This window comes from Brevibacterium sp. FAM 24630 (genome assembly GCF_049804075.1).
Lineage (GTDB): Bacteria > Actinomycetota > Actinomycetes > Actinomycetales > Brevibacteriaceae > Brevibacterium.
Map to the genome: position 1 here is coordinate 14,107 of NZ_JBNBZD010000019.1, position 21,744 is coordinate 35,850.

18 protein-coding genes are annotated in these 21,744 nt (G+C 66.4%); 5 read left to right on the top strand and 13 right to left on the bottom strand.

Going from position 1 to position 21,744, the window contains the following annotated elements; translation table 11 throughout:
• Positions 1 to 26 precede the first annotated feature (26 nt).
• Together ACPUD7_RS13495 and ACPUD7_RS13500 are read right to left on the bottom strand one after the other, a co-directional pair.
• Positions 27 to 470 carry an NUDIX hydrolase gene (locus ACPUD7_RS13495; protein ID WP_425120197.1) on the bottom strand — a complete coding sequence of 148 codons (444 nt, stop codon included), beginning with the start codon at positions 468 to 470 and terminating at the stop codon, positions 27 to 29.
• Positions 467 to 1,087, bottom strand: a complete 621-nt coding sequence (locus ACPUD7_RS13500; RefSeq protein WP_425120198.1) for a DNA-3-methyladenine glycosylase I — start codon at positions 1,085 to 1,087, stop codon at positions 467 to 469. The genes ACPUD7_RS13495 and ACPUD7_RS13500 overlap by 4 nt, the downstream gene beginning before the upstream one ends.
• An 83-nt stretch (positions 1,088 to 1,170) precedes the next feature.
• Here ACPUD7_RS13500 and ACPUD7_RS13505 point away from each other — a divergent pair, with 83 nt between their 5' ends.
• The gene (locus tag ACPUD7_RS13505) at positions 1,171 to 2,127 is read left to right on the top strand and encodes an aspartate dehydrogenase domain-containing protein (protein WP_425120199.1); all 957 of its coding nucleotides are present in this window, start codon (positions 1,171 to 1,173) and stop codon (positions 2,125 to 2,127) included.
• Positions 2,128 to 2,295: 168 nt separating this feature from the next.
• Here the strand turns inward: ACPUD7_RS13505 and betT are convergent, their stop codons facing one another.
• The 4 genes from betT to aztD all read right to left on the bottom strand — a co-directional run bounded on the left by betT (position 2,296) and on the right by aztD (position 9,122).
• A complete protein-coding gene (gene betT, locus ACPUD7_RS13510; protein WP_425120200.1) occupies positions 2,296 to 4,377 on the bottom strand; it encodes a choline BCCT transporter BetT in 2,082 nt (693 codons plus the stop codon).
• A gap of 238 nt (positions 4,378 to 4,615) precedes the next feature.
• Entirely contained in the window at positions 4,616 to 5,995 is a 1,380-nt protein-coding gene (locus ACPUD7_RS13515; RefSeq protein WP_425120201.1) for a short-chain fatty acid transporter, read from the bottom strand.
• A 208-nt stretch (positions 5,996 to 6,203) separates the two neighbouring features.
• Positions 6,204 to 7,586: an NAD-dependent succinate-semialdehyde dehydrogenase gene (locus ACPUD7_RS13520; RefSeq protein ID WP_135539049.1), complete on the bottom strand. Its 1,383-nt coding sequence runs from the start codon at positions 7,584 to 7,586 to the stop codon at positions 6,204 to 6,206.
• Between the two features lie 246 nt (positions 7,587 to 7,832).
• Entirely contained in the window at positions 7,833 to 9,122 is a 1,290-nt protein-coding gene (aztD, locus tag ACPUD7_RS13525; protein ID WP_425120202.1) for a zinc metallochaperone AztD, read from the bottom strand.
• Between the two features lie 37 nt (positions 9,123 to 9,159).
• On the opposite strand from aztD, the gene ACPUD7_RS13530 reads away from it, so the two are divergent.
• Positions 9,160 to 9,621 (top strand): nuclear transport factor 2 family protein, encoded by a 462-nt coding sequence (locus ACPUD7_RS13530; RefSeq protein WP_425120203.1) that lies wholly within the window; start codon positions 9,160 to 9,162, stop codon positions 9,619 to 9,621.
• Positions 9,622 to 9,730: 109 nt separating this feature from the next.
• Here the strand turns inward: ACPUD7_RS13530 and ACPUD7_RS13535 are convergent, their stop codons facing one another.
• Positions 9,731 to 10,645, bottom strand: coding sequence for a 3-hydroxyacyl-CoA dehydrogenase NAD-binding domain-containing protein (locus ACPUD7_RS13535; RefSeq protein WP_425120204.1), 915 nt, complete (start codon positions 10,643 to 10,645; stop codon positions 9,731 to 9,733).
• Positions 10,646 to 10,766: 121 nt separating this feature from the next.
• Here ACPUD7_RS13535 and ACPUD7_RS13540 point away from each other — a divergent pair, with 121 nt between their 5' ends.
• On the top strand, positions 10,767 to 11,630 hold the full coding sequence (locus ACPUD7_RS13540; protein ID WP_425120205.1) for a hypothetical protein: 864 nt from the start codon (positions 10,767 to 10,769) through the stop codon (positions 11,628 to 11,630).
• Positions 11,631 to 11,839: 209 nt separating this feature from the next.
• Here the strand turns inward: ACPUD7_RS13540 and ACPUD7_RS13545 are convergent, their stop codons facing one another.
• The 6 genes from ACPUD7_RS13545 to ACPUD7_RS13570 all read right to left on the bottom strand — a co-directional run bounded on the left by ACPUD7_RS13545 (position 11,840) and on the right by ACPUD7_RS13570 (position 18,688).
• Entirely contained in the window at positions 11,840 to 12,814 is a 975-nt protein-coding gene (locus ACPUD7_RS13545) for a hypothetical protein (protein ID WP_425120206.1), read from the bottom strand.
• Positions 12,815 to 13,006: 192 nt separating this feature from the next.
• Positions 13,007 to 14,638, bottom strand: a complete 1,632-nt coding sequence (locus ACPUD7_RS13550; RefSeq protein WP_425120207.1) for a long-chain-fatty-acid--CoA ligase — start codon at positions 14,636 to 14,638, stop codon at positions 13,007 to 13,009.
• A 222-nt stretch (positions 14,639 to 14,860) separates the two neighbouring features.
• Entirely contained in the window at positions 14,861 to 15,622 is a 762-nt protein-coding gene (locus tag ACPUD7_RS13555; protein WP_425120208.1) for an enoyl-CoA hydratase-related protein, read from the bottom strand.
• A gap of 182 nt (positions 15,623 to 15,804) precedes the next feature.
• On the bottom strand, positions 15,805 to 16,377 hold the full coding sequence (locus tag ACPUD7_RS13560) for a GNAT family N-acetyltransferase (RefSeq protein ID WP_135539061.1): 573 nt from the start codon (positions 16,375 to 16,377) through the stop codon (positions 15,805 to 15,807).
• A gap of 75 nt (positions 16,378 to 16,452) precedes the next feature.
• Positions 16,453 to 17,676 (bottom strand): trans-sulfuration enzyme family protein, encoded by a 1,224-nt coding sequence (locus ACPUD7_RS13565; protein ID WP_135539063.1) that lies wholly within the window; start codon positions 17,674 to 17,676, stop codon positions 16,453 to 16,455.
• Between the two features lie 94 nt (positions 17,677 to 17,770).
• Complete coding sequence (locus tag ACPUD7_RS13570) at positions 17,771 to 18,688, bottom strand: LysR substrate-binding domain-containing protein (RefSeq protein ID WP_135539065.1); 918 nt, start codon at positions 18,686 to 18,688, stop codon at positions 17,771 to 17,773.
• A gap of 86 nt (positions 18,689 to 18,774) precedes the next feature.
• Between ACPUD7_RS13570 and ACPUD7_RS13575 the strand changes: the two genes are divergently transcribed.
• The gene (locus ACPUD7_RS13575; protein ID WP_135539067.1) at positions 18,775 to 19,884 is read left to right on the top strand and encodes a YeiH family protein; all 1,110 of its coding nucleotides are present in this window, start codon (positions 18,775 to 18,777) and stop codon (positions 19,882 to 19,884) included.
• Between the two features lie 197 nt (positions 19,885 to 20,081).
• Positions 20,082 to 21,524 (top strand): SLC13 family permease, encoded by a 1,443-nt coding sequence (locus ACPUD7_RS13580; RefSeq protein ID WP_425120210.1) that lies wholly within the window; start codon positions 20,082 to 20,084, stop codon positions 21,522 to 21,524.
• Positions 21,525 to 21,744 lie beyond the last annotated feature (220 nt).

The window sequence follows — 21,744 nt, forward strand, 5'->3', positions numbered from 1 at the left end:
GCGAGCCTGCTATCAGCAGAGACGTCTCAGCCGGCGAGCCTGCCGGCGGCCAACAGCGCGGGGATCACCTCGTTGCGGGTCAGGGGCGCGAACTGGCGGTCCGCGGTGTCGGCCGGCAGCGGTGAGATGGGAAACCATCCGGCGTCGGCGATCTCGGCCAGGTGCGCGATGTTCTCGACATCGAGTCCGTCCGGCAGACCGTCGTAGCAGAACACATCGCCGATGACCCGATGATCGGCCTCGTTCGCGGCAGCGGCGGTGAATGTGCCCAAGGGCTGCAGCCGAGCTGAGCGCAGATCGAGTCCGAGCTCCTCGGCGATCTCTCTGACGATGGTGTCCTCGGCGGACTCCCCCGTCTCGGGCTTCCCACCGGGCAGCATGAACGCTGTGGTGCCCGCCTTGCGGACCATGAGCAGTTCCTCCCGCTCCGGGTGGAGGAGGACGAGCGCGGAGACGCGGATATCGTTCATTCCGACCACACCCCGGAGGTGCCTCGGCGGTGGGAGTCGAGCAGGTGGGTGTCGACCATGCCCACGGCCTCCATAAGGGCGTACATCGTGGTGGGGCCGACGAATCGGAACCCCTTCTTCTTCAGTGCCTTCGACAGTGCCGCGGATTCCGGCCCGGTGGTCGGGACTTCAGCGACGGTGCGCGGGCGCGGCGTCTGTGCCGGTCTGAACGACCAGAGGAACGCGTCGAGTCCGCCGTCTTCGCGCAGTTCGATGACGCGCGCGGCATTGTTGATGCAGGCTTCGATCTTCCCGCGGTGACGGATGATGCCGGCATCGCCGAGCAGCGCATCGATCTTCGCCTCACCGAAGGCCGCCACGGTCTCGGGGTCGAAACCGGCGAAGACCTCGCGGAAGCGTTCCCGCTTCTTGAGAATCGTCAGCCACGACAGTCCGGCCTGGAATCCTTCGAGGCTCATCCGCTCGAACAGTCCCGCTTCGTCGTGGATGGGCAGCCCCCACTCGGTGTCGTAGTAGCTCAGGAGCAGCGGATCGCCGTACGCCCACGGGGAGCGGGCCAGCCCGTCCTCACCGACGACCGCTCCCCCGCTGGCGGCTGACTGTGGTTCTTCGTCCATGAGGCAACCGTATCGCGACCGACTGACGCGGCTGCCCGGAGGACCGGATCGCGAATGTCAGACCGCTCGACTAGGGTGCGGCCATGACCTCTGTGCTGTTCCTCGGATTCGGCGCCATCGGCCGCCACATCGCCCAACTCCTCACCCCCGAGATCACCGCCGGCACGCTGACTGTGACCGCCCTGGTCTCGGACATGGCCAAGCACGCCGATCGCCCCCATCACGGCGCCGAGGTGGTCGACCTCGCCACGCTCACCGCCGACCTCGGCGAACCGAGCCCGCCACCGACAGCATCGCCCATCCCGTCACCGTCGCCGTCGCCGTCACCGAGGATGTTCGACGACTTCGACATCATCGTCGAATGCGCCGGGGTCCCTGCCGCCGCCCGGTTCGGTCCCGCTGTCATCGCCGCGGGCAAGCCGCTCGTGCTCACGAGCGTCGGTGCCCTCGCCGAGGCCGCAACCCGCGCGGCGCTGCTCGCCGGGCCCGGTCGCCTGCACGTGACGAATGGAGCCATCGGCGGACTCGATGTGCTCGAAGCCGCGGCACAGGCCGGTGGACTCGACACGGTCGAGATCACCACGTCAAAGGAGGCGACAGGGCTCATCCGACCGTGGATGTCCGAGACCGAGGCCGACCGGCTCCGCGCTCTTCGCCCTCAAGACGGTCCCGTGAGCGTCTTCGCTGGCAACCCCGCCGAGGCGATCGTGAAGTTCCCTGCCAACGTCAACATCGCGGTCGCCTTGGCATGGGCCATCCGCGGCCTGCCGGGAGCCTCTGCGCACACCGGAGGCGGCCTGCCCACCGGTGCCGACTCCGGGATCGAGGTCTCTCTGCTCGCGGACTCTCTCCAGCGGGTGCGGGTCGAACTCCTCGCCGTCGCCGGCCAGACCCAATCGGCGCACCAGGTTCGGGCGGCAGGATCGGCCGGCGAGTTCGCCTTCGACATCCGTTCGACCCCGAGCCCGGAGAACCCGGCCACCAGTGGTCTCACCGCCCTGTCGGTCACCCGCACCCTGCGCCGCGCGATCCGCGCATAAGCGCTCATCCACCGCTCGGCCGCCTCGGCGAAGGTCAGCCGCTGACCCGCTCGGCCGCCTCGGTGAGGCAATGACAACGCCCGGGACCATCGACCCATAGGTCGGTGTTCCCGGGCGTTGATCTCCGCGTGAGGACATCAGACTTCACTGAGGACCTCAGCGCCGGTGTCAGTCCTCGCCGGTGGCGATGTTCTCCTGCAGCTGGAGGAATTCGACGTGACGTTCGTACTGGTCGATCACGTCATCGATGATCTGCTCCTTCGAGAAGCCCATGATGTCGTAGCCCTGACCGGTGCCGCCGTCGAGGTAGACCTCCATGCGGTAATAGTCCTCGCCGGAACCGCGGGGGACCATACCGCCGAAGGAGGGCACGCTGACCTTGTGCGGCCAGACCTGGTAGCGGAAGGGGTACTCCCCTTCCCCGTCGACCTCGAACTGGATGAGTTCGCCGTCTTCGACGAAGATGCCTTCGTTGTCGACGCGGCCGCAGCGGGAACTGATGCCTCGGCCTTCCATCTCTTCGGCCACCTCGGTGAGGGTCGGGGTGAGCACCTTCCGTTCGAACTCACGGGCACGAGCCTCGTTCGGGAAGGACAGGACACGGCCCAGCTGACGCTGCCAGGTCTCGTGGCCGGGACCGCGGGAGCGGCGGGCCAGAGAAGCGGGCAGGCTCGTGTCGATGCTGTCGACCCGGTGTGCTTCGACCCGCAGCGCCTTGTACAGACCGATCATCACGAGGATGACGACGAAGGCGAAGGGCAGGCCCATGATCACCGTCGCATTCTGCAACGCTCCGATCCCGCCGACGAGCAGCATCGACACCGTCAGGGCGCCGGTGGACAGTGCCCAGAAGATGCGCAGACCGGCACGACCGTCCTCCTGCGGGTTGCGCAGATTGGACGACAGATTCGCCATCACCAGGGCAGCGGAGTCCGCAGTGGTGACGTAGAACAGCAGGGCCGTGATCGTCGCCAGACCGGCGATGAAGGTGAAGGCCGGGTAGCGGGAGAGCAGATCGTAGAAGCCGCCCTCGGGGTTGAGAATGACCGACTCGCCGAACTTCTTGTCACCGCTGCGGATGACGTCCAGCGCCGAGTTTCCGTAGATCGAGATCCACATGAAGATGTAGATGAACGGAATCGTCAGGGTGCCGAGCACGAACTGGCGGATGGTTCGTCCGCGCGAGATGCGAGCGAGGAAGAGGCCGACGAACGAGGCGAAGGCGATCCACCAGGCCCAGAAGAACAGGGTCCAGTCGGTCATCCACGTGCCGGTGTCCTCAAAGGCGAAGGTCTGTCCGGCCATGTTCGGGAACAGGCGGATGAAGTCGGTGACGTTGAGGACGAGCGCATTGAGCAGGTACTGGGTGTTGCCGGCCACGAGCACCCACAGGCTCAGCCCGATCGCGAGGACGACGTTGAGGATGGACAGGAACTTGATGCCCTTGTCCACACCCGACACGGCAGAGAGAGTTGCGACGCCGACGCCGACGACGACGATGCCGACCTGAGTGGCGGTGCCGATCGGAATCCCGAAGACCGTGTTGAGACCGACGTTGACCATGACGACGCCGATGCCCAACGAGGTGGCCACACCGAAGATCGTGCCCAGCAGGGCAGCGAGGTCGACGGTCTCACCCAGCGCGCCTTGGACCCGTTTGCCGAAGATCGGGGCCAGCGCCGAACGGATCGCCAGAGGCATGTTCATCCGGTAGGCGAAGTAGGCCAGTGCCATACCCATGAGCGCGTAGAGGCCCCAACCGCTCAGTCCGTAGTGGAACAGCGCCCACACGGTGGATTCGCGGGCGGCGTCGACCGTTTCGGCTTCGGTGCTCGGCGGAGTCAGATACATCGTGACCGGTTCGGCCACGGCGAAGAACATGAGGTCGGTGCTGATGCCGGCGGCGAAGAGCATCGACGCCCAGGCCACAAGACCGAACTCGGGCTTCGAGTGCTCGGGACCGAGCTTCGTATTGCCGTAGCGGGAGGCAGCGAGGTAGATGACGAAGACGAGCACGGCGAGAACGAGGAGGACGTAGAACCATCCGAACCAGTCGGAGGTCCAGCCGACGACGGCTCCGAGAACCGCCTCGGCATTCGCGGGGGCGATGAGCGCCCAGAGGGTGATCGCCAGGGTGCCGAGGGCTGCGGCGATGAATACCCGCTTATTCACCGGCGGCAGCGAGGGCTTCGCACCGCCCTTCGTCTCTCCCTTCGAGTCACCCGGCGGGGTGTCGAGTGATGCTGACATGTATGAGCTCCTTATCCGGACGCGGTCGCGTCGTGTCATCGGACCCGGTCGAACAGCATGCTCAACCGAGCGTGATCAACGATTGTTGCGTAATGGAAAGTTCCGTCCTTGCCTGCTCCCTATGACTGGAGATGGCCAACATCGGAGGTTACCACAGAGACACATACGGTCACTTCCCAGGGTGGTCACAGCCGACTTACAGGTCGGCGGATCACACTCCGCCGCGGGCCGGTGCGAGTCAGAGGGAGACGAGGAGGAGTGCGGCGGCCATCACCACCCCGGCGCCGAGGAACGTGATGACGGTGTAGCCGAGGATGTCGCGCATCTTCAGCCCGGCGATCGCGAGCACCGGCAGCGCCCAGAACGGCTGCAGCATGTTCGTCCACTGGTCGCCGTAGGACACGGCCATGATCGCGATCGAGGGGTCGACACCGAGCTGGTTGGCCGCATCGAGCATGATCGGCCCCTGCACGGCGAACTGTCCGCCGCCCGAGGGGACGAAGAAGTTGACGAGTCCGGCCGAGAGCAGGGCAAGGACACCGAAGGTGGTGGTGTTCGAGATCGAGACGAAGGCAGCGGAGAACACGGCGATGAGGCCCGTGGTCGACATGATGCCGAGGATGCCGGCGTAGAGCGGGAACTGCAGCAGGATCTCGCCGACGTTCGAGGCGGCTCCCTTCGTCAGGTGGATGAGTTCAAAGGGGTTCTTCACCAGGAGCAGGATGAGCGCGAGGAAGGACCAGTTGACGATGTCGAGGGTCAGTCCCCCACCCTGAGCGAAGTGGATGGCGAGGTAGACGACGAGAGCGATCCCGACGACGAGGGTGAGGATCCTCGAAGCATCGATGCGGTCGGCCGGGGTGACGACCTCATCGTCGGCCTCGGACTGCTTCTCCGACGTCACCGAGGCGGGCAGTTCGTAGACCGGAGCACCGGCCTTCGGTGCGATGAGGAAGAAGAGGAAACCGCAGACGACGATGACCCCGAGGATGGCGAGCAGATTCCAACCGGCGAAGATCGTCTCGGACACGGGGATCGTCTTTCCGCCGAGGGAGTCGGAGAGGAAGGAGTCCGAGGTGGCCGCAGTCAGCGGACCCGAACCCGAATAGCCCATGTGCCAGACGACGAAGCCGGAGTAGCCGGCGGCGACGAGCAGCGGGAAGTGGACCTTGATGCCGCGCTCACGCGACTGCACCGCGATCTCGCGGGCCAGCAGGGCGCCGACGACGAGACCGAGGCCCCAAGTGATGAGGCTGGCGAGGGCAGCGACCACGAAGACGAAGATGTAGGAGAAGGTGGCGTTGCCGGGCACCCGCGCCAGCCATGCCAGCAGCTTCCGGACGGGACCGGTGTTGGCGAGGATGTGACCGAGCAGGAGGATCAGACACATCTGCGTCATGAACTCGAGCAGACCGGCCAGGCCCTCACCCCAGCCGGTGACGACTTCCACCGGGCCGGCGTCGGTGAAGATGAGCGCGAGGACCGCGACGATGAGGCTGAGAACGATGGCGAAGGTCAGTGCCGACGGTATCCATTGTTCGAGGAATCGGTTGATCGGCCGCATGATCCCCTTCGAAGCTGCGGCATTGACCTGAGTTGACGGCTTCGGTGCCGACATGGGGAGACCTCCCGCTGAGAGTTAGCTGTGTGCAGTCTCAGCATACAATCAGGGCGCTGTCCCACGGAACGGAACAGCGCCCTGACGGAAATCAGCACTCAATCGTGACCGGATTCGTCGGTCACCGACGACTGTCTCTCCGTCGGTGACCGGCTCCTGGCCAGTGGCTGTCAGCCAGCCAATGACCCTCGGCGGGCCGAGGCAGCGATCAGTGCTGCTTGTACACGAGCTGCTTGTTGACGAACTCGTCCATGGCCAGCGGCCCCAGCTCACGGCCGACACCGGAGCGCTTCACGCCGCCGAAGGGCAGGAATTCGCGTGAGCCTTCGGGGGCATTGAGGAAGACCATGCCCGAATCGATCTGAGCGCCGACGCGCTCGGCCCGCTCGACATCGCCGGAGAACACCGCAGCACCGAGGCCGAACGGGGTGTCGTTGGCCAGTTCCACAGCCTCTTCCTCACTGCCGACCCGGTAGACGATGACGGCGGGACCGAAGAGCTCCTCGTAGTACCCGCGCATCCCCTTCTTCACATCGGTGAGGACGACGGGTTCGACATAGGCGCCGCCGCCGTCGTAGCGCTTGCCGCCGGCAAGAAGGGTCGCACCCTGGCTGACGGTGTCCTGAACCTGCTCGACGAAGCGGTCGGCCGCGGCCACCGAGGACAGCGGGGACAGGCGGGAGCCCTCCTCACCGGGGGTGGCGGGGGTGGACTTCTTGGCCTCCTCGGTGATGGAGGCGACGAAGTCGTCGTAGAGGTCGTCCATGACGATCATCCGCTTCGGCGAGTTGCAGGCCTGCCCGGTGTTGCCCATGCGGGTGCGGAAGAAGGTCTTCGCCGACGCCTGGACGTCGGCGGAGTCGAGGAGGATGTAGGGATCGGACCCACCGAGTTCGAGGACGACCTTCTTGAGGTTCTTGCCCGCCTCGGCGGCGACGGCGGCACCGGCGCGTTCGGATCCGGTCAGGGACACGCCGTGGTTGCGCGGATCAGGCAGGATGATCTCGGCGACCTGCTCGTTGCTCGCATAGATGTTGATGTAAGCACCTTCGGGCAGACCCGCCTCGATGAAGATCTCCTCCATGATCTGAGCCGAACGCGGGCACTGCGGAGCGTGCTTGAGCAGGATCGTGTTGCCCAGAGCCAGGTTGGGGGCGGCGAACCGGGCGACCTGGTAGTAGGGGAAGTTCCACGGCATGATGCCCAGCAGCGAGCCCACGGGCTTGCGGCGGATCATCGCGGTGGCGTTCTCGGGCCCACGCAGAGGCTCATCGGCCATGAACGCCTCGGCGTTGTCGGCGAAGTACTTGTAGATCATCGAGCTCAGCTGGACTTCGCCCTTGCCCTCGGGAAGGGCCTTGCCCATCTCGAGTCGGATGACCTCGGCGAGCTCCTCGGCGCGTTCGGCGTAGATCTCCGAGACCCTGGTGAGGATGGCCGCACGCTCGGAGACCGGGGTCCGCCCCCAGTCGGTGAAGGCCGTGGCCGAACGATCGAGTGCGGCGAGGATCTCGGAATCGGAGTTGGTGGCGAACTCTTCGGCGACTTCGCCGGTCGCCGGGTTGGTCACGCGGTACATGGTGCTGGTCATGACTGTCCTCGTTTCACTTCGATGTGGGGGTCTGTGTCACCTCCCACGCTATGGCCGAATGCCGGCGGCGGCAACGCAGATCTCACCTCCTGGGAGGATTCCCAGGCAAGTCTCCGCGGCCGCCGCCGGTCTCATCCTCAGTCCTGACCTCCGTGGGTCCGGTCTCCTCGGCTCGAAGTGACTCGGCGCGGGCCGACCCCGGCCGAGGGTGACTCAGCCCGAGGACGGCTCAGCCCGAGGTCGGACTCAGCCAGCGACGCCGGTGAGTTCGTTCGTCGCATGGGGCAGCTTCTCGCTGGCCATCACCTCTCCGTCGTCGAGATCGACGATGTGGATCACCTGCTCGGCCGGATCGCTGACGTAGGCGACCTCGTCCTGGACGAAGAGAGTCGGGCGGGCCTTCTGCCATTCGACCGGTTCCTCCCATGCGTCGATGACCGGGTACTCCTCCGTCACCGAGGCGGTCGCCGGGTCGATGATCTTGAGCGTGCCGTCCGTGGTCAGAACGACACCCTCTCCCTCGGGTCCGCGGTCGAGGGAGCGGAAGCTGTAGGAGGCACCGAGGTCGACGAGCGAGAGAGTGTTCTCCTTCGTGTCCGTCACGCTCACCCGCTCCGGACGTTCGAGTTCGGCATCCTCGTCGACCTTGTAGTCGCCGAGGACGTACCTGGAGTCCTCGTCGCCGGCCTGGTTGCCGATGCGGCCGAAGTCGTCGGGGGCGTCGAGCTTCTCGAACTTCCCATCTTTGAACAGCAGGATTCCGTCTTCGCAGCCGAGGGCGATGACTTCGTCCTTCGCCGAGGCTTCGCCGTGGACGCCCGGGCACTCTTCGCTGCGAGCGATCTCCTTACCGGACTTGTCGATGACCTTCGCACCTGCGCGCTCATCCTCGGTGCCGATCGTGTGCAGAGTCTTCCCGCCGGAGAGCCTCACCGCGACTCCGTGATGGGGTTCTTCGGCTTCGAGGACTTCCGGAGTCGGTTCATCCTCGGCGAAGTCGTCCGTGTCGAAGGTCTGAATCTTGCCGTCGCCGTCGCCGAAGAGCACGGTCGACCCGTCGTGGCTGACGACGTGGCCGGGCAGCTCGGTGTCGAAGACGGTGTCGGTGAGGACGGGGTCGGCGGCGTAGCTGTGGGTGTGGTCGCCGTGCGGCTGAGTCCACACGCCGGCGTCGAAGAGGCGGAAGCCTTCGGCCACGGAGACCATGAGGTGGCGGTCATCGCCGACCGGGTTGAGCCGGTTGAACCCTTCGAGCTTCGTATCGGCGATGACGTCGAGGGTCGTCGCGTCGAGGGTCATGATCCCGCCGTCGTAGGTGGTCACGAGGCGAGGCTGGGCCGCGGCGACTTCCTGGGCGTGACCGTCGTCGGACTTCGCTGCGTCTTTGCCGTCGCCGCTCGATTCGCCGCCGGAGGACTTCTCGTCCTGACCGACGGCGTCGTAGTCGGTTGTGTCATCGCCGGGCTGGCATCCGCCCATCAGCAGCGCCGAGGCGACCACCGCCGTTCCGAGCATCATCTGGGATCGTTTCATCATCCGCAATCTCTTTCTAGTGAGAATCAGTATCAATAGCATGTCGATAGTAACCCGATGGCGGGCGGATGCGCGAAATGGGAACACTCCGACGACGCTCGTCGGCCTCGGGCACGGCTATGTCCTGGGTCACTGCTACGGTAAGACCATGGCCAGTGTGACTGAACTCGTGAAGCGCTATTACACCACCGTCGACGCCGGAGACGCGGACGCCACCTCGGCGCTGTTCTCCGCCGACGCGAGCTATGACCGCCCCGGCTACCCGACGCTGGTCGGGCAGCAGATCGCGGATTTCTACCACGGTGAGCGGGTCATCGAATCCGGCTCTCACTCACTGCAGGAGATCCTCGTCGAGGGCGATCGCGCGTCCAGCCGCGGCGTCTTCAACGGTCACCTCAAGGACGGTTCGGAGACCTCGGTGGGCTTCGCCGATTTCTTCCTCTTCGACACCGACGGCCTCATCGCCGAACGCACCACGTACTTCTACCAGCCGGCCGTCTGAAAAGGCGCCCCGCCGCCTGCGACTTCACAGGACAGACGTTGCCGTCGGGCCCGTCGTTCGGCGCCGAGCCCGTTCGCGGCTGTGACCGTGGCGGAGCAGACGGTCAGACTCACTGGCCGCGCGCGTCGAGGACCGCGCGCTGAATGCGATCGCGGACCGCAGCGGCCTGCGGTGTCGGGGTCGGCCCGTATGCCTGCTCCACCTGCTCGAAGACCTCGCCCATGGCCGCCGGATCGATGTCGACGGGCAGGTCCTCGATCGCGGCGAAGGCCGGACCGATGTGGTCCATGAACCCGCGGATGCCGGATGCTCCCCCGCCGAAGTGCATGCCCTCGAACTGACCGACGGCGGCCCAGCGCAGACCCAGCGAATTCTTCATCACCGTGTCGAGGTCGGGAGCGGAGATCACGCCGTTCTGGACAAGAGAGATCGCTTCCCTCATCAGCGCGTTCTGCAGACGGTTGCCGACGAAGCCGCGGATCTCCCGGCTCAGCACCACCGGCTCGCGCCCACAGCTGCGGTAGAACTCGACCGTCGCCTCGATCGTGTCCGCGGACGTCGCCGGTGCGGGCACCACCTCGACGAGCGGCATGAGATGCGGCGGATTGAACGGGTGGCCGACGATGACCCGGGCGGCCGCGTCTGCCTCGAGGTGTTCGGCGATGAAGGATGCGGGGATCGTCGACGATGACGTCGCGAGCACGGCTGCGGCGGGGGCCGACTCGGCGATCTGGGCGAACAGCTTCGGCTTGGCCTCGGGGTTCTCCGGACCGGATTCCTGCACGAACATCACGCCTGCCACGGCGTCCTCGACGGTGCCGGCGACCTCGACGGTGCCGACCTGCGAGGCCAGCTCATTGAGTGCGGAAGCCGCTGAGGTGACCTCGGCTTGGAGGTCGGCGACCACCTCGGCGAGGTCATCACGCGGGTCGAAGACCCGGACCGTGAACCCGCTGCGGGCGAAGAGGTAGGCGAAGGATCGGCCGATGGTTCCGGCACCGATGACAGCGACTGACGAACTCATGCATCCAGGCTATACCCGCCCGCCGCGCCGCACCTGCTCACCCGAGATGCCGCCGTCGCTGTGCCCGAAACGTTGCCTGAAGCGCTCACCTGCGGGTGGGCTTCGGTGGCACAATGTCACCATGACAGCGAACGCAGAACTGAGAACAGTGGACTCGGAGATCATCGCTTTGGCCGAGGACGAATACGCCGCCGCAGCCGAGACCGCGCGCATCGAGGTGCGCGAGATCCACACCGCCGACGAGGCGGCCAAGGCGTCGCTGCTGCTCGACGAGGTGTGGAACGTCGACGAGACCGGCACGAACGTGTTCGAGCCCAGCCTCATCATCGCCTTCGCCCACGCCGGAAACTACGTCTCTGCCGCCTACAGCGCCGACGACCCCGAGGAGATGATCGGCGTGACCATCGGCTTCTTCGGCCAGCCGCTGGGCACCGTCATGCATTCGCATATCGCCGGTGTCCGCCATCAGGTCATCGGGCGGGGCGCAGGTTCAGCGATGAAGCTCCACCAGCGCCTGTGGTGCCTCAACCTCGGCATCACGGAGATGACCTGGACCTTCGACCCGCTCGTGGCCCGCAACGCCTACTTCAACTTCCAGCGTCTGGGCGTGAGCATGGTCGAATACCTCGAGGACTTCTACGGGCAGATGCGCGATGGAGTGAACTCGGGTCAGGCCAGCGACCGGATGATGGTCTCGTGGCCGCTCGACCGACCGGCGCGGGTGGCGACGGCTGATTCCGGTTCGGCTTTCCCCTGCCTGCGGGCTGACGAGGACGGGGAGCCCCTGCTCAGCGAGGTGCCGAAGGAGACCGAGTTCGTCTCGCTCGACTTCCCCTCGGATATCGAGGATCTGCGCGGACAGGACGCGGACCTGGCCAGCCGGTGGCGCCTCGCACTGCGGACCGCGCTGACCGCGCTCGTCGCCGACGGCTGGGTCGTCGACACCTGCCTCAAGGGCGGAACATACCTGCTCCACCACCCCTGAGACACCCACGGCGCCCGCCCCTCCCCCAGCTGCTGGCTGGTTGCCACTCGCCGCCGCGGGCTGGCCGCTCACCGAAAAACGGGCTGGCTGCCGAAAAACGCCTGCACGCAGGCGAGTGTCGGTCGCCAACCCGTTTTTCGACGCCTGCCCCGTAGCACGGGGCGACTGGGCGGGGCTGCCGACGGCGCGGGCCGTCGCTGCTGCCGCGGCTAATGTCGCCGCTGCTGTTGTTGCATGCCGTCGAGGCAGCGTTTGATTTCGGCGAAGACCTTCGGACGGAACAGGTCGCCGAATGTCAGATTGAAGACTCGGTAGCCGGCATTGAGCAGATTCATGTTTCGCTGATGGTTTGCCTTCGCTGCCGCATCAGGACCATCGGGATGCAGGTAATACTTGCCCACTCCATGCACCTCGACGACGACCGGAAGAGTCTCGTGCTGGAAATCGTTGCGAGCGATGAAAGCTCCGGCCGCAGTTCGGACGTCGACCTGTGGGACCATTCCCGTGATGCCGTGCTCGTGGAACCGCACCGCACACAGCGCTTCAGATGCCGCCTCGAAGAGTTCGCTCGAAATCTCCAGCGCCAGCCGCGCTCGTCGCACTCCGCGCGAACCGTTCATCAGCAGCCGCCGGATCTCCTCTCGGGTCACGCCATGATCCCTCAGCGCCTGTGAGATCAGGGGAACAGACACCTCGAGAGAATGGTCGAGAGCGATATCCGCGAGGGTGCGCCTCAGACTGGTGACCGGATAGCTGTTTCGCAGCGCGACCTCATCAGCGGGCACCGCGCGGGAGTAGACATACAGGCCGGGATAGCTGCGGGTAGGTGCTCGCCTCGACACCTCCACCCGCTCGGCACCGATGATGGTCGGGTCGAGACCGTGGATGAGCCCTGCCGAGATATGCGAGAAGACGTCGCCTCGAAGCAGTGAGTCGCGCCGACAGGCGATCTGAAGTCGGAGTCTCTCCGCGTCATCCCGGATATCCCCGTGGAACCTTGGGAAAGTGATCCCCTGCTCGGTGGAGAACTGCTCGAGCACTGCATGATGGGGCTTCTCACACGCGCTCAGAACCACGAACCACCCTCGACGAGCACGGTAGAGGCAGCAATCGACAGCCTCAGCGAGATGCGACCGAGGCATGTCGAGGTCATCGAGCTGCTTCCTCGTCAGCACTTTGTACATGAGATAAGTATTGCGTCAAACTCCATCTAACGCAATCAAACATCATCATTACACACATACTCGCACAGCCTCACACACCCACCACCCAGCTCCACCACCAGCCCTCGGTCGGCGAAAAACTGGCTGACCGCCGAAAAACGCGGGCGCACAACTGTTTTTCGGCCATGCACCCGCGTTTCGACGAGCGGAGTCTTAGTTCTCTTCCCAGTTCTTGCGCAGCAGCTTCTTGTCGAGCTTGCCCACCGAGGTGCGCGGCATCTCCTCGACGACGTTGACCTCGTCAGGCATCTGCCACTTGGCGAAACGCGAACTCAGCGTTTCGATGATCGAGTCCCGGGTCACCTCGGCGCCGGGGTTGGGAACGACGTACGCGATCGGACGCTCGTCCCATTTCTCATCGGGAACACCGATGACGGCGGCCTCACTGACGTTCGGGTTGTCGAGGATCGCGTTCTCCATGTCGATCGACGAGATCCACTCGCCTCCGGACTTGATGACGTCCTTGAGGCGGTCGGTGATCTTGAGGTAGCCGAACTCGTCGATGGTGCCGACGTCGCCAGAGCGCCACCATCCGTCGAGGAAGCGGTCGGCGTTGTCGGGCAGCTGGTAGTACGACTCGGTGATCCACGGACCGCGCATAACGATCTCTCCCATGGATTTCCCGTCTCGCGGCAGCTCGTTGCCTTCGGGGTCGACGGTCTTCATCTCGACGCCGATGATCGGCAGACCCTGCGAGCGTTTGAGGTCCCAGCGGGCCTCTTCGTCGAGTTCCATGCCGGGCTTGAGCGCCCAGTTCGTCGTCACCAGCGGGGTGGTCTCGGTCGCACCGTAGCCGTGGATGACATCGGCGCCGGTGATCTCCTTGAACCCGCGCATCATCGACAGCGGCGGCTCGGAGGATCCGGAGACGAGGCGGACACCGCTGAGATCAGGGGCCTGCGGCAGCTTCTTCATCATCTGGAGCATCGGACCGAAGATCGCCGGAGCGCCATTGGCCAGGGTCACCTTCTCGTCGATGAAGGCCTGACCGATGGCACCGAATTCCTCGGCGGCGAACTTGCCCGGCAGCACGAGTTTGGCACCGGCGGCCACCGCGTTCTGGGGGAAGCCCCAGGACAGGACGTGGAACATCGGGGTGATCGGCATGACGCAGTCGTCGAAGGTCGCGTTCAGCGCGGCCAGACCGCCCATGGTGTGCAGGTAGATCGACCGGTGGGAGTAGTACACGCCCTTGGGTCGGCCCGTGGTCCCGGTCGTGTATCCGGCGTAGGCCGCGGTCTTCTCGTCGATGACCGGCCAGTCGTAGGTCTCGGGCTTGTCGCCGATGAGATCTTCATAGAAGACGACGTTGTCCAGGCTCGTCTCGATCTCGCTCGCAGGCTTGTCGGTCATCACGACCCACCCCTTGACGTCGAGTTTCGGGGCCAGGGACTCGGCGACCGTCAGGAGCGTTTCGTCGACGAAGATCCAGTCGGACTTCGAATGGCTGACGACGTAGGCGAGGTCTTCGGGCGCCAGGCGCAGGTTGAGCTGCAGCATGGTTGCGGCCACGCCGGGCACGGAGAAGTAGAGCTCGAGGTGGCGGCGGGAGTTCCAGTCGAGGACACCGACCATGGACCCGGCACCGACGCCGAGTTCGCCGAGGCCGTGCGCGAGCTGCGCCATGCGCTTGAACTCGTCGGCGTAGTTCGACCGCCCCCATGATCCGTCCGAGCGGCGGTAGACGACCTCGGAGTTGCCGAAGACGGTGGCCGCATGGCGGATGAGGTTGGTGGTGTTGAGCTGGTAGCTGTCGCCCTGGGTGGACGCGATTCCTGTCAGCATGAGACTCCTTCGTTCGCGCTCTGGTCCTGCCGTGGCCCGAGGGCCGCAGCAGAGGAATGAGGTGATCACCGCTTTCAGCGGCGGGTGATCCTACCGTCGACCGCCGGGTGCCCGGTGGGCGGTCATCACCGTCAGACTATCCGTGTCGGGACAGTCGGCAACGGTTCGGACAGGAACGTTATCAAGCGGTGATGGCCCCGTCCGCCCGCCGAGGCGCGGCTGTCATTCGCCGGTGAACTTCGGCGCCCGTTTGCCGACGAATGCGGCGACGCCTTCGCTGAAGTCCCTGCTCGCGCGCAGTCCCGCCTGGCCGTCGATCTCACGGTCGAAGGCGTCGTCGAGGGATGTCAGACTCGACTCGTTGATCGCCTGCTTCGAAGCGGCCAGCGCCTGTGGTGCGCCTTGAGCGAACTGGGCCGCGAGTTCCTTGGCCCGGTTGAGCTGCTCGCCGGAGGAGACGACCTCGCTGGCCAGCCCCCAGGCGTAGGCGTCGGCGGCGTGGAGCTTCTCCGCCGTCAGTGCCATCCGCAGCGCGCGGTGACGACCCGCCGAGGCGGCCACGAGAGCCGTGGCTCCGCCGTCGGGCATGAGACCGATCTTTGTGAACGGGAGCATGAGGTAGGAGTCCTCGCTCATCACCACGTAGTCGCATGCCAATGCCAGGGAGCAGCCGATGCCGGCCGCGGGCCCCGAGACCGCTGCGAGCGTGGGGATCGGTGCATCGATGATCGAACGGATGATGTCGTTCGCTCCGGCGAGGTCGATGCTGGCATCCGTCGCGGCCTCACCGCGCAGGTCGGCACCGGAGCTGAAGGCCCGGTCGCTGCCGGTGAGGACGAGGGCCCGAGAGTTCGCGGCCGCCTCGGCGACGGCTGCGCCGATGGCTTGGAACGTCTCCTGGTTGAGTGCGTTGAGGCTCTCCGGGCGGTTGATGGTCACGGTCGTGACATCGCCGCTGACCTCGGTGAGAACACTGGTGGACAATGCGTCTCCTTCGTACGTATCCGGTGGTGGATCGTGTGCTTCGTGCAGCTGTCGGGGATGGCGGGGCTTGTACAGTCACACGTCCGCGAGGGGCGCATGAGCGTCATCCGCCACTTTAACGTACGTTAAGTTGATCTGCGTCACATGTCCGCGACGAATCTCCGGCGCCATGTCGGCGCGCCTCAGTTGAGCGTCGCGTCCAGCTGGGCGGGAGTGAGTTCGCGATCGGCGAAGACGAGGCGGACGGCCGCCGGGTCCGGGTTGCCTGCGTCCGGCGCCCGGTGGACCAGCTCGAGCCCGAGCTTGCGAGCCACCACCTCCGAAGCGGTGTTGTGTTCGAGCAGATACGCCACGATCGGCAGCTCGGCGTCGATGTTCGTGGCCGCCGCGATCGCATCGCGCGAGACCGCAGTGGCCAGCCCCTGCCCCTGCGCTTCGGGCCGGAACCGGTATCCGAGGTTCCAGAACGCTCCGGTCGCGCGGCGGGAGGCGCCGGGTCCGGGCACACCGCGCAGCGAGCATCCGCAATGGCCGAGGATCTGCCCGCCGGACGTCCGCCTGACCATCCACGGTCCGATCCCGTCGAGCTCCCACTGCGAGTCGAGTCGGACGAGGATCGCCTCGGCTTCCTCCCGCTCCGTCATCCGCCCGCTGGGCAGGTGCCCCCACACCCGCGGGTCGGCGTCGATGGCGAAGAACTGCTCGAGATCGTCCGCGCTCGGCCGGTCGAGCACATAGTCGGGTGCTTGTCCCATCAGGACCGACTTCCCATTACGACCGACTTCCCATCAGCTCGGGCTTCCCATCAGGTCTAACTGTCTGTCAGCCCTTCAGCCCAACGCGGCTTCGAGGTCGGCCCACAGGTCTTCGAGGTTCTCGATGCCCACGCTCAGCCGGATGAGCCCCTCGGGCACGGTGACGGGTTCGGAAGGGTGCCGCCGACGGCGTTCGATGAGGGACTCCACCCCGCCCAGGGATGTCGCCGGGGTCCACAGTCGGACCGCCTCGGCGATGGCGGTGGCCTTCTCTGCGGTGTCGACGGTGAAGGCGATGATCGCACCGAACCCGCTCATCTGCTCACTCGCGCGGGCATGTCCGGGATCGTCGAGCAGCCCCGGATAGCGGGTCTCGACGACGCCCGCGTGGGCGGTGAGGCGTTCGGCGATGGCCTGAGCGTTGGCCTGGGCGCGGTCGAGACGCACGGCCAAGGTGCGCAGTCCGCGCAGAGCCAGCCAGACTTCGAAGGGCCCGGCGATCGCCCCGCGCATCGAGCGTTCGGTGTGCAGCCGCTCCCGCAGTTCGACACTGCTGGTCAGGGCCGCGCCGAGGACGACATCGGAGTGCCCGGCGAGGTACTTCGTCACCGAATGGACGACGATATCGGCGCCCAGGTCGAGCGGAGTCTGCAGCAGCGGTGTGGCGAAGGTGTTGTCGACGGTGACGAGGAACCCGCGATCACGCGCGGCCGTCGTCAGCGCCGGCACGTCGGCGACTTCGAGCATCGGGTTCGTCGGCGATTCGATCCACAGCATTCCGAGCCCGGACTCGGACCCGACGCGGCCCTCCCCCGCCGAGGCGGCCGCCGCGTCCGCTGCCGCCGTTCGCGTCGACGCTTCGTCGAGGGCGGCGATGACCGCCTCGGTGTCGGCGATGTCGACGGTGACGAGGTCGAAGCCCTGACGGTGAGCGATCTGCTCGGCCGAGGCGAGCGCTCCCTGATAGCTGTGCGTCGGGATGACGAGGGTGCCGCCGGCCGGAACCAGGCTGATGACCGCGGAGATCGCGGCAAGCCCGGAGCCGAAGACGAGCCCGGGCAGAGCGGAGTGTTCGAGCGAACCGAGCGCCTCTTCGAACGGTGACCAAGCCGGGGTGTCGAAGCGAGCGTAGGCATAGGGTGAGGCGTCGATGTCCCCGGTGCTGACGAAGGTCGAGGACAGGTCGATCGGCGGGTTCACCGAAGCACCGTCGGTGCGCGGGGGCCGCCCGGTTTCGACGACGAGGGTGTCCGGGGCGAACTTCGGGCTGGCAGCGGTTTCGGGTTCTCGGGATGTCATGTGCCCAATATATGCCCACCGCATGACCAGAAACGCAGGTGGTGCCGCGACCGTGCTTCACCGCGCCGCCTCGCCGCGGCCTGCGCGATTCCACTCAGCCGAGGCTGCTGACCATGTGCTCGAGGAGGAGCCGCGCCCCGGCGGTCTGACGCCTGGTCGGTGACCACACGGCGTGGAGTTCGCGGGAGAGGTCGACGTTGTCTTCGACCGGCAGCGGCAGCAGTCGCCCGGCCCGGAAGTCATCGCGCAGCGCCAGCTCGGACAGCACCGCCGGTGCGATCGCGGTGGCAGCGGCGATGCGCAGCGCCGAGTTCGAGCCGTACTCCCCGGCCATCCTCACCCCGCCCACGGAGTCCAATGCCGAGTCGATGACCTCCCTCGTCCCCGAGCCGACCTCACGGACGAGCAGGGGAACCTCCGCGAGCGCCTCGGCGGTGATCGGCTTCGTCCAGGCTCCGGCGAACTGCGGGGCACAGGCGATCATGAGGCGGTCACGGCCGACGACCGCGGCGTTGAGCCCCGTCGGCCGGGACACGGATTCGATGAGACCGAGGTCGCAGGTCTGCTGGCGCACCCGATCGATGACGGTCGCCGAGTTCTCCACGGACAGTCCGATGTCGATCTGCGGGTGCGCGGCGCGGAATGTCGTGAGGTGGTGGGGCATGAGGTATTCGGCCACCGTCAGTGAGGCGCTGACCTTGACGGTGCCGGCGCGGGCGTCCTGGATGGCTCGCGCTCCGGCGTAGAGGGTGTCATAGGCTTCGATGACCTTCGAGGCCCATTCGGCGACAGCCCGGCCCTCGACGGTGAGTTCGGTCCCGCGCGGCGAACGCCGCAGCAGCGGCACCTTGAGATCGCGTTCGAGATTGCGCAGGCTGCGCGAAGCGTTCGGCTGCGCGAGGTCGAGCTGGGCGGCGGCCTGACCGATCGACCGCGCATTGCCGCTGAGCGCGACCAGCAGGCCGAGGGCCTGGAGTTCGGGCCAGTCCTTCATCTCCGCGAGATCATGCATACCCCCATCATGCCATATCGATTTCATATGGGTTGCTTCGAAATCACCGTCTACCGGGCCCGGAACAACGTTGACACACTGAAGTCATGAATCGAATTGCATCCCTCTTGCCCGGTCTCGCCGTCGCCGCTGCGGCCACGGCAGTCGCGTGGCCGATCTCCATGCTCCTGCCCGTACTCTCCCCGCTGCTCGTCGCCATCGTGCTCGGCATCCTGCTGGGCAACCTCGTGCCCAACCTGCCCGAGACATTCATGCCCGGGCTCAACTTCGCCGCGAAGCCGCTGCTGCGTCTGGGCATCGTCGCCCTCGGCGCACAGGTCGTGCTCGGTGACATCCTCGATCTCGGCTGGCTCGTCCTCGTCCTCGCCGCTGTCATCGTCGCCGCAGGAATCCTCTCCGCCCTGGCACTGGCGAAGCCACTCAAGGTCGACCGCCCCCTGGCAGTGCTCATCGGCAGCGGCTTCGGCATCTGCGGCGCCGCGGCCGTCGCCGGCATCGAGTCGACGCTGAAGTCGAAGAAGGAGGATGTGGCCGCCGCCATCGGCCTCGTCGTCCTCTTCGGCACCCTGATGATCGCGATCGTGCCGTCCCTGTCGACGGCGATGGGCCTGTCCCCGGAGACCGCCGGCATGTGGGGCGGAGCCGCCACCCATGAAGTCGCCCAGGTCGTCGCGATCGGCGGCATCATCGGGCCCGCCGCGCTCGAGATCGCCGTTCTCGTCAAGCTCGCCCGCGTCATCATGCTCGCCCCCACCGTCGCAGTGTTCAGCTACGCCGTGCGCCGCAGCGAGGCGAAGGCGATGACCACCGGCACCGAGGCGGCCCCCGGATCGGGTGCGACCACCACGGCAGGTGCCCGCTCGGGATCGACCGACAGCGGTGCGGGTTCGGGCTCGACGACGACCACCGCGGAGAAGGCTCCGGCGCCGACCAAGCGTCCGCCGATCGTGCCGCTCTTCGTTGTCGGCTTCCTCGTCATGGCGGCCCTGCGCACCTTCGGCCTGCTGCCCGAATTCGCGGTCACCGGTCTCAACTGGGTGCAGACGGTGTGTCTGGCCATGGCAATGTTCGCCCTCGGCCGTGGAGTCCAGTGGCGTTCGCTGAAGAACCTCGGCGCCCGCCCGCTGGCTCTGGCCGCACTGGTGACGATCGTCGTCGCCCTCCTCGCCCTCGGCGGAGCCGTCCTGCTCACCTGAGTCGGGCGCCCCGTCTCACACAGCGCATCCCCATCTCGGGCCGCCGGCACCCGCCGGCGGCCCGCTGTTTGTGCCGTTATTCGGGATTTTTCGAGCGGTCGGACACACGGATCCTTTACCGGTCGGTAACGCTGGTAGTGTCTCTCAGCAAATCGCCCAGCGATGCTCAGTGTCGCTTCAGCCTTTGCGAGGACTTCATGCTCATACAGATCATCGCTCTGCTCATCTTCGTCGCGCTCTTCGCCATCGGCGCGGTCCGCGGCGTGCAGATCGGCGTGCTCATGCTCGTCGGCGCGGCCGGAACCGGACTGCTGCTCACCGACATGGTCGTCGAGGACATCATCGCCGAGTTCCCGCTCGACATCATGGTCCTCCTCGCCGGAGTGACCTATTTCTTCGCCATCGCCCAGGAGAACGGCACCGTCGATCGGATCATCGATTGGGCACTGGATCGCGTCGGCTCCTCAGCGGTGCTCCTGCCGGCGGTCTTCTTCGTCATCACCGGCTGCATTGCCGCGATGGGTGCCCCGCTGGCGGGCCTGGTGATGATGCCCGTGGGCATGCAGGTCGCCCGCAAATACGGCGTCGACTACGCGCTCATGGGCCTGGCGATCTGCTTCGCCATCGGTGCCGGCGGCTTCGCCCCGACCAGCCTCTACGGCATCGTCACCTACAGCACCGCGCGCGGGGCCGGCATCGACCTCTCCCCCTATGTGCTCTTCGGCATCGCCGTCGTCACCTACCTCATCATGCTCGTCGTCGCCTACTTCATGTACGGACGGTCGCTGTTCGGCCGGAACTCCGCGGCAGCCGTCGCGAGCCGGGCGGGAGCCGGGTCGACCGAAGCCGGCGCTGACGGCTCCGATGGCACCGATTCTGCCGGGACCGGTTCTGCCGGGACGGATGCGAGCTCACGGATCTCTCGCGGCTCCGCCTCGGCGACGAAGGTGGCCTTCGGTGAGGGCGACGAGGACGAGGCGCTCTTCGACTCCTCGAGCTCGGAGCACACCGACGACTCCGCACCGTTCACGTTCGTCCAGATCCTCACCGTCATCTTCATGATCGGCCTCGTCGGCACCGTCGTGGTGCTCGCAGCGATCGGCAAGGATCCGGACATCGGTCTGCTGTGCTTCATGTTCGGAGCGATCCTCTCCCTCGTCGACCCAAAGACCGGCAAGGCCGCGCTGCCGAAGATCGACTGGTCGACCGTGCTGCTCGTCGGCGGCATCATCACCTTCGTCGGCGTGCTGCAGAATATGGGTGCCGTCGACCTCCTCGGTCAGGGCGCCGAAGCGATCGGTTCGCCGCTCATCGCCGCTTTCGTCCTCTGCGTCGTCGGCGGACTCGTGTCCGCGTTCGCGTCGACCACGGGCATCCTCGCCGCCCTGGTGCCGCTGGCCCTGCCGCTCATCGCCGCAGGCGGGGTGCCCGGGTGGGCGCTCATCGCGGCGTTGGGTGTGTGCTCGGCCGTCGTCGACGTCTCGCCGTTCTCGACGCTGGGCGCCACGGTCGTCGCGACCGCCCCCGTCGAGGACAAGCCGCGCCTGACGCGCATCCTCGTGAAGTTCGGCATGTCGATGGTGATCATCGGGCCGGTCGCGCTCGTCGGCGGCCTGGTTGTGCCCGCGATGATCTTCTGAGACCGAGCGCCTTTCCGCTCACTGTGAAGCGCGCGGGTCCTCCCCGACAAACAGGCTGAGCGCCGAGAAACGGGCTGGTGCCACGACCTGCCGCCGAAAAACGGGCTGAGCGCCGAGGAACGGGAGTCTGCGTGCGTGCCTCGGCACTCCACCCGTTTTTCGGCGATGGAGGCTGGCTGGCACCCTGGCAGCTCGCGCGGCCGTGCTGCCATGCAGCTCC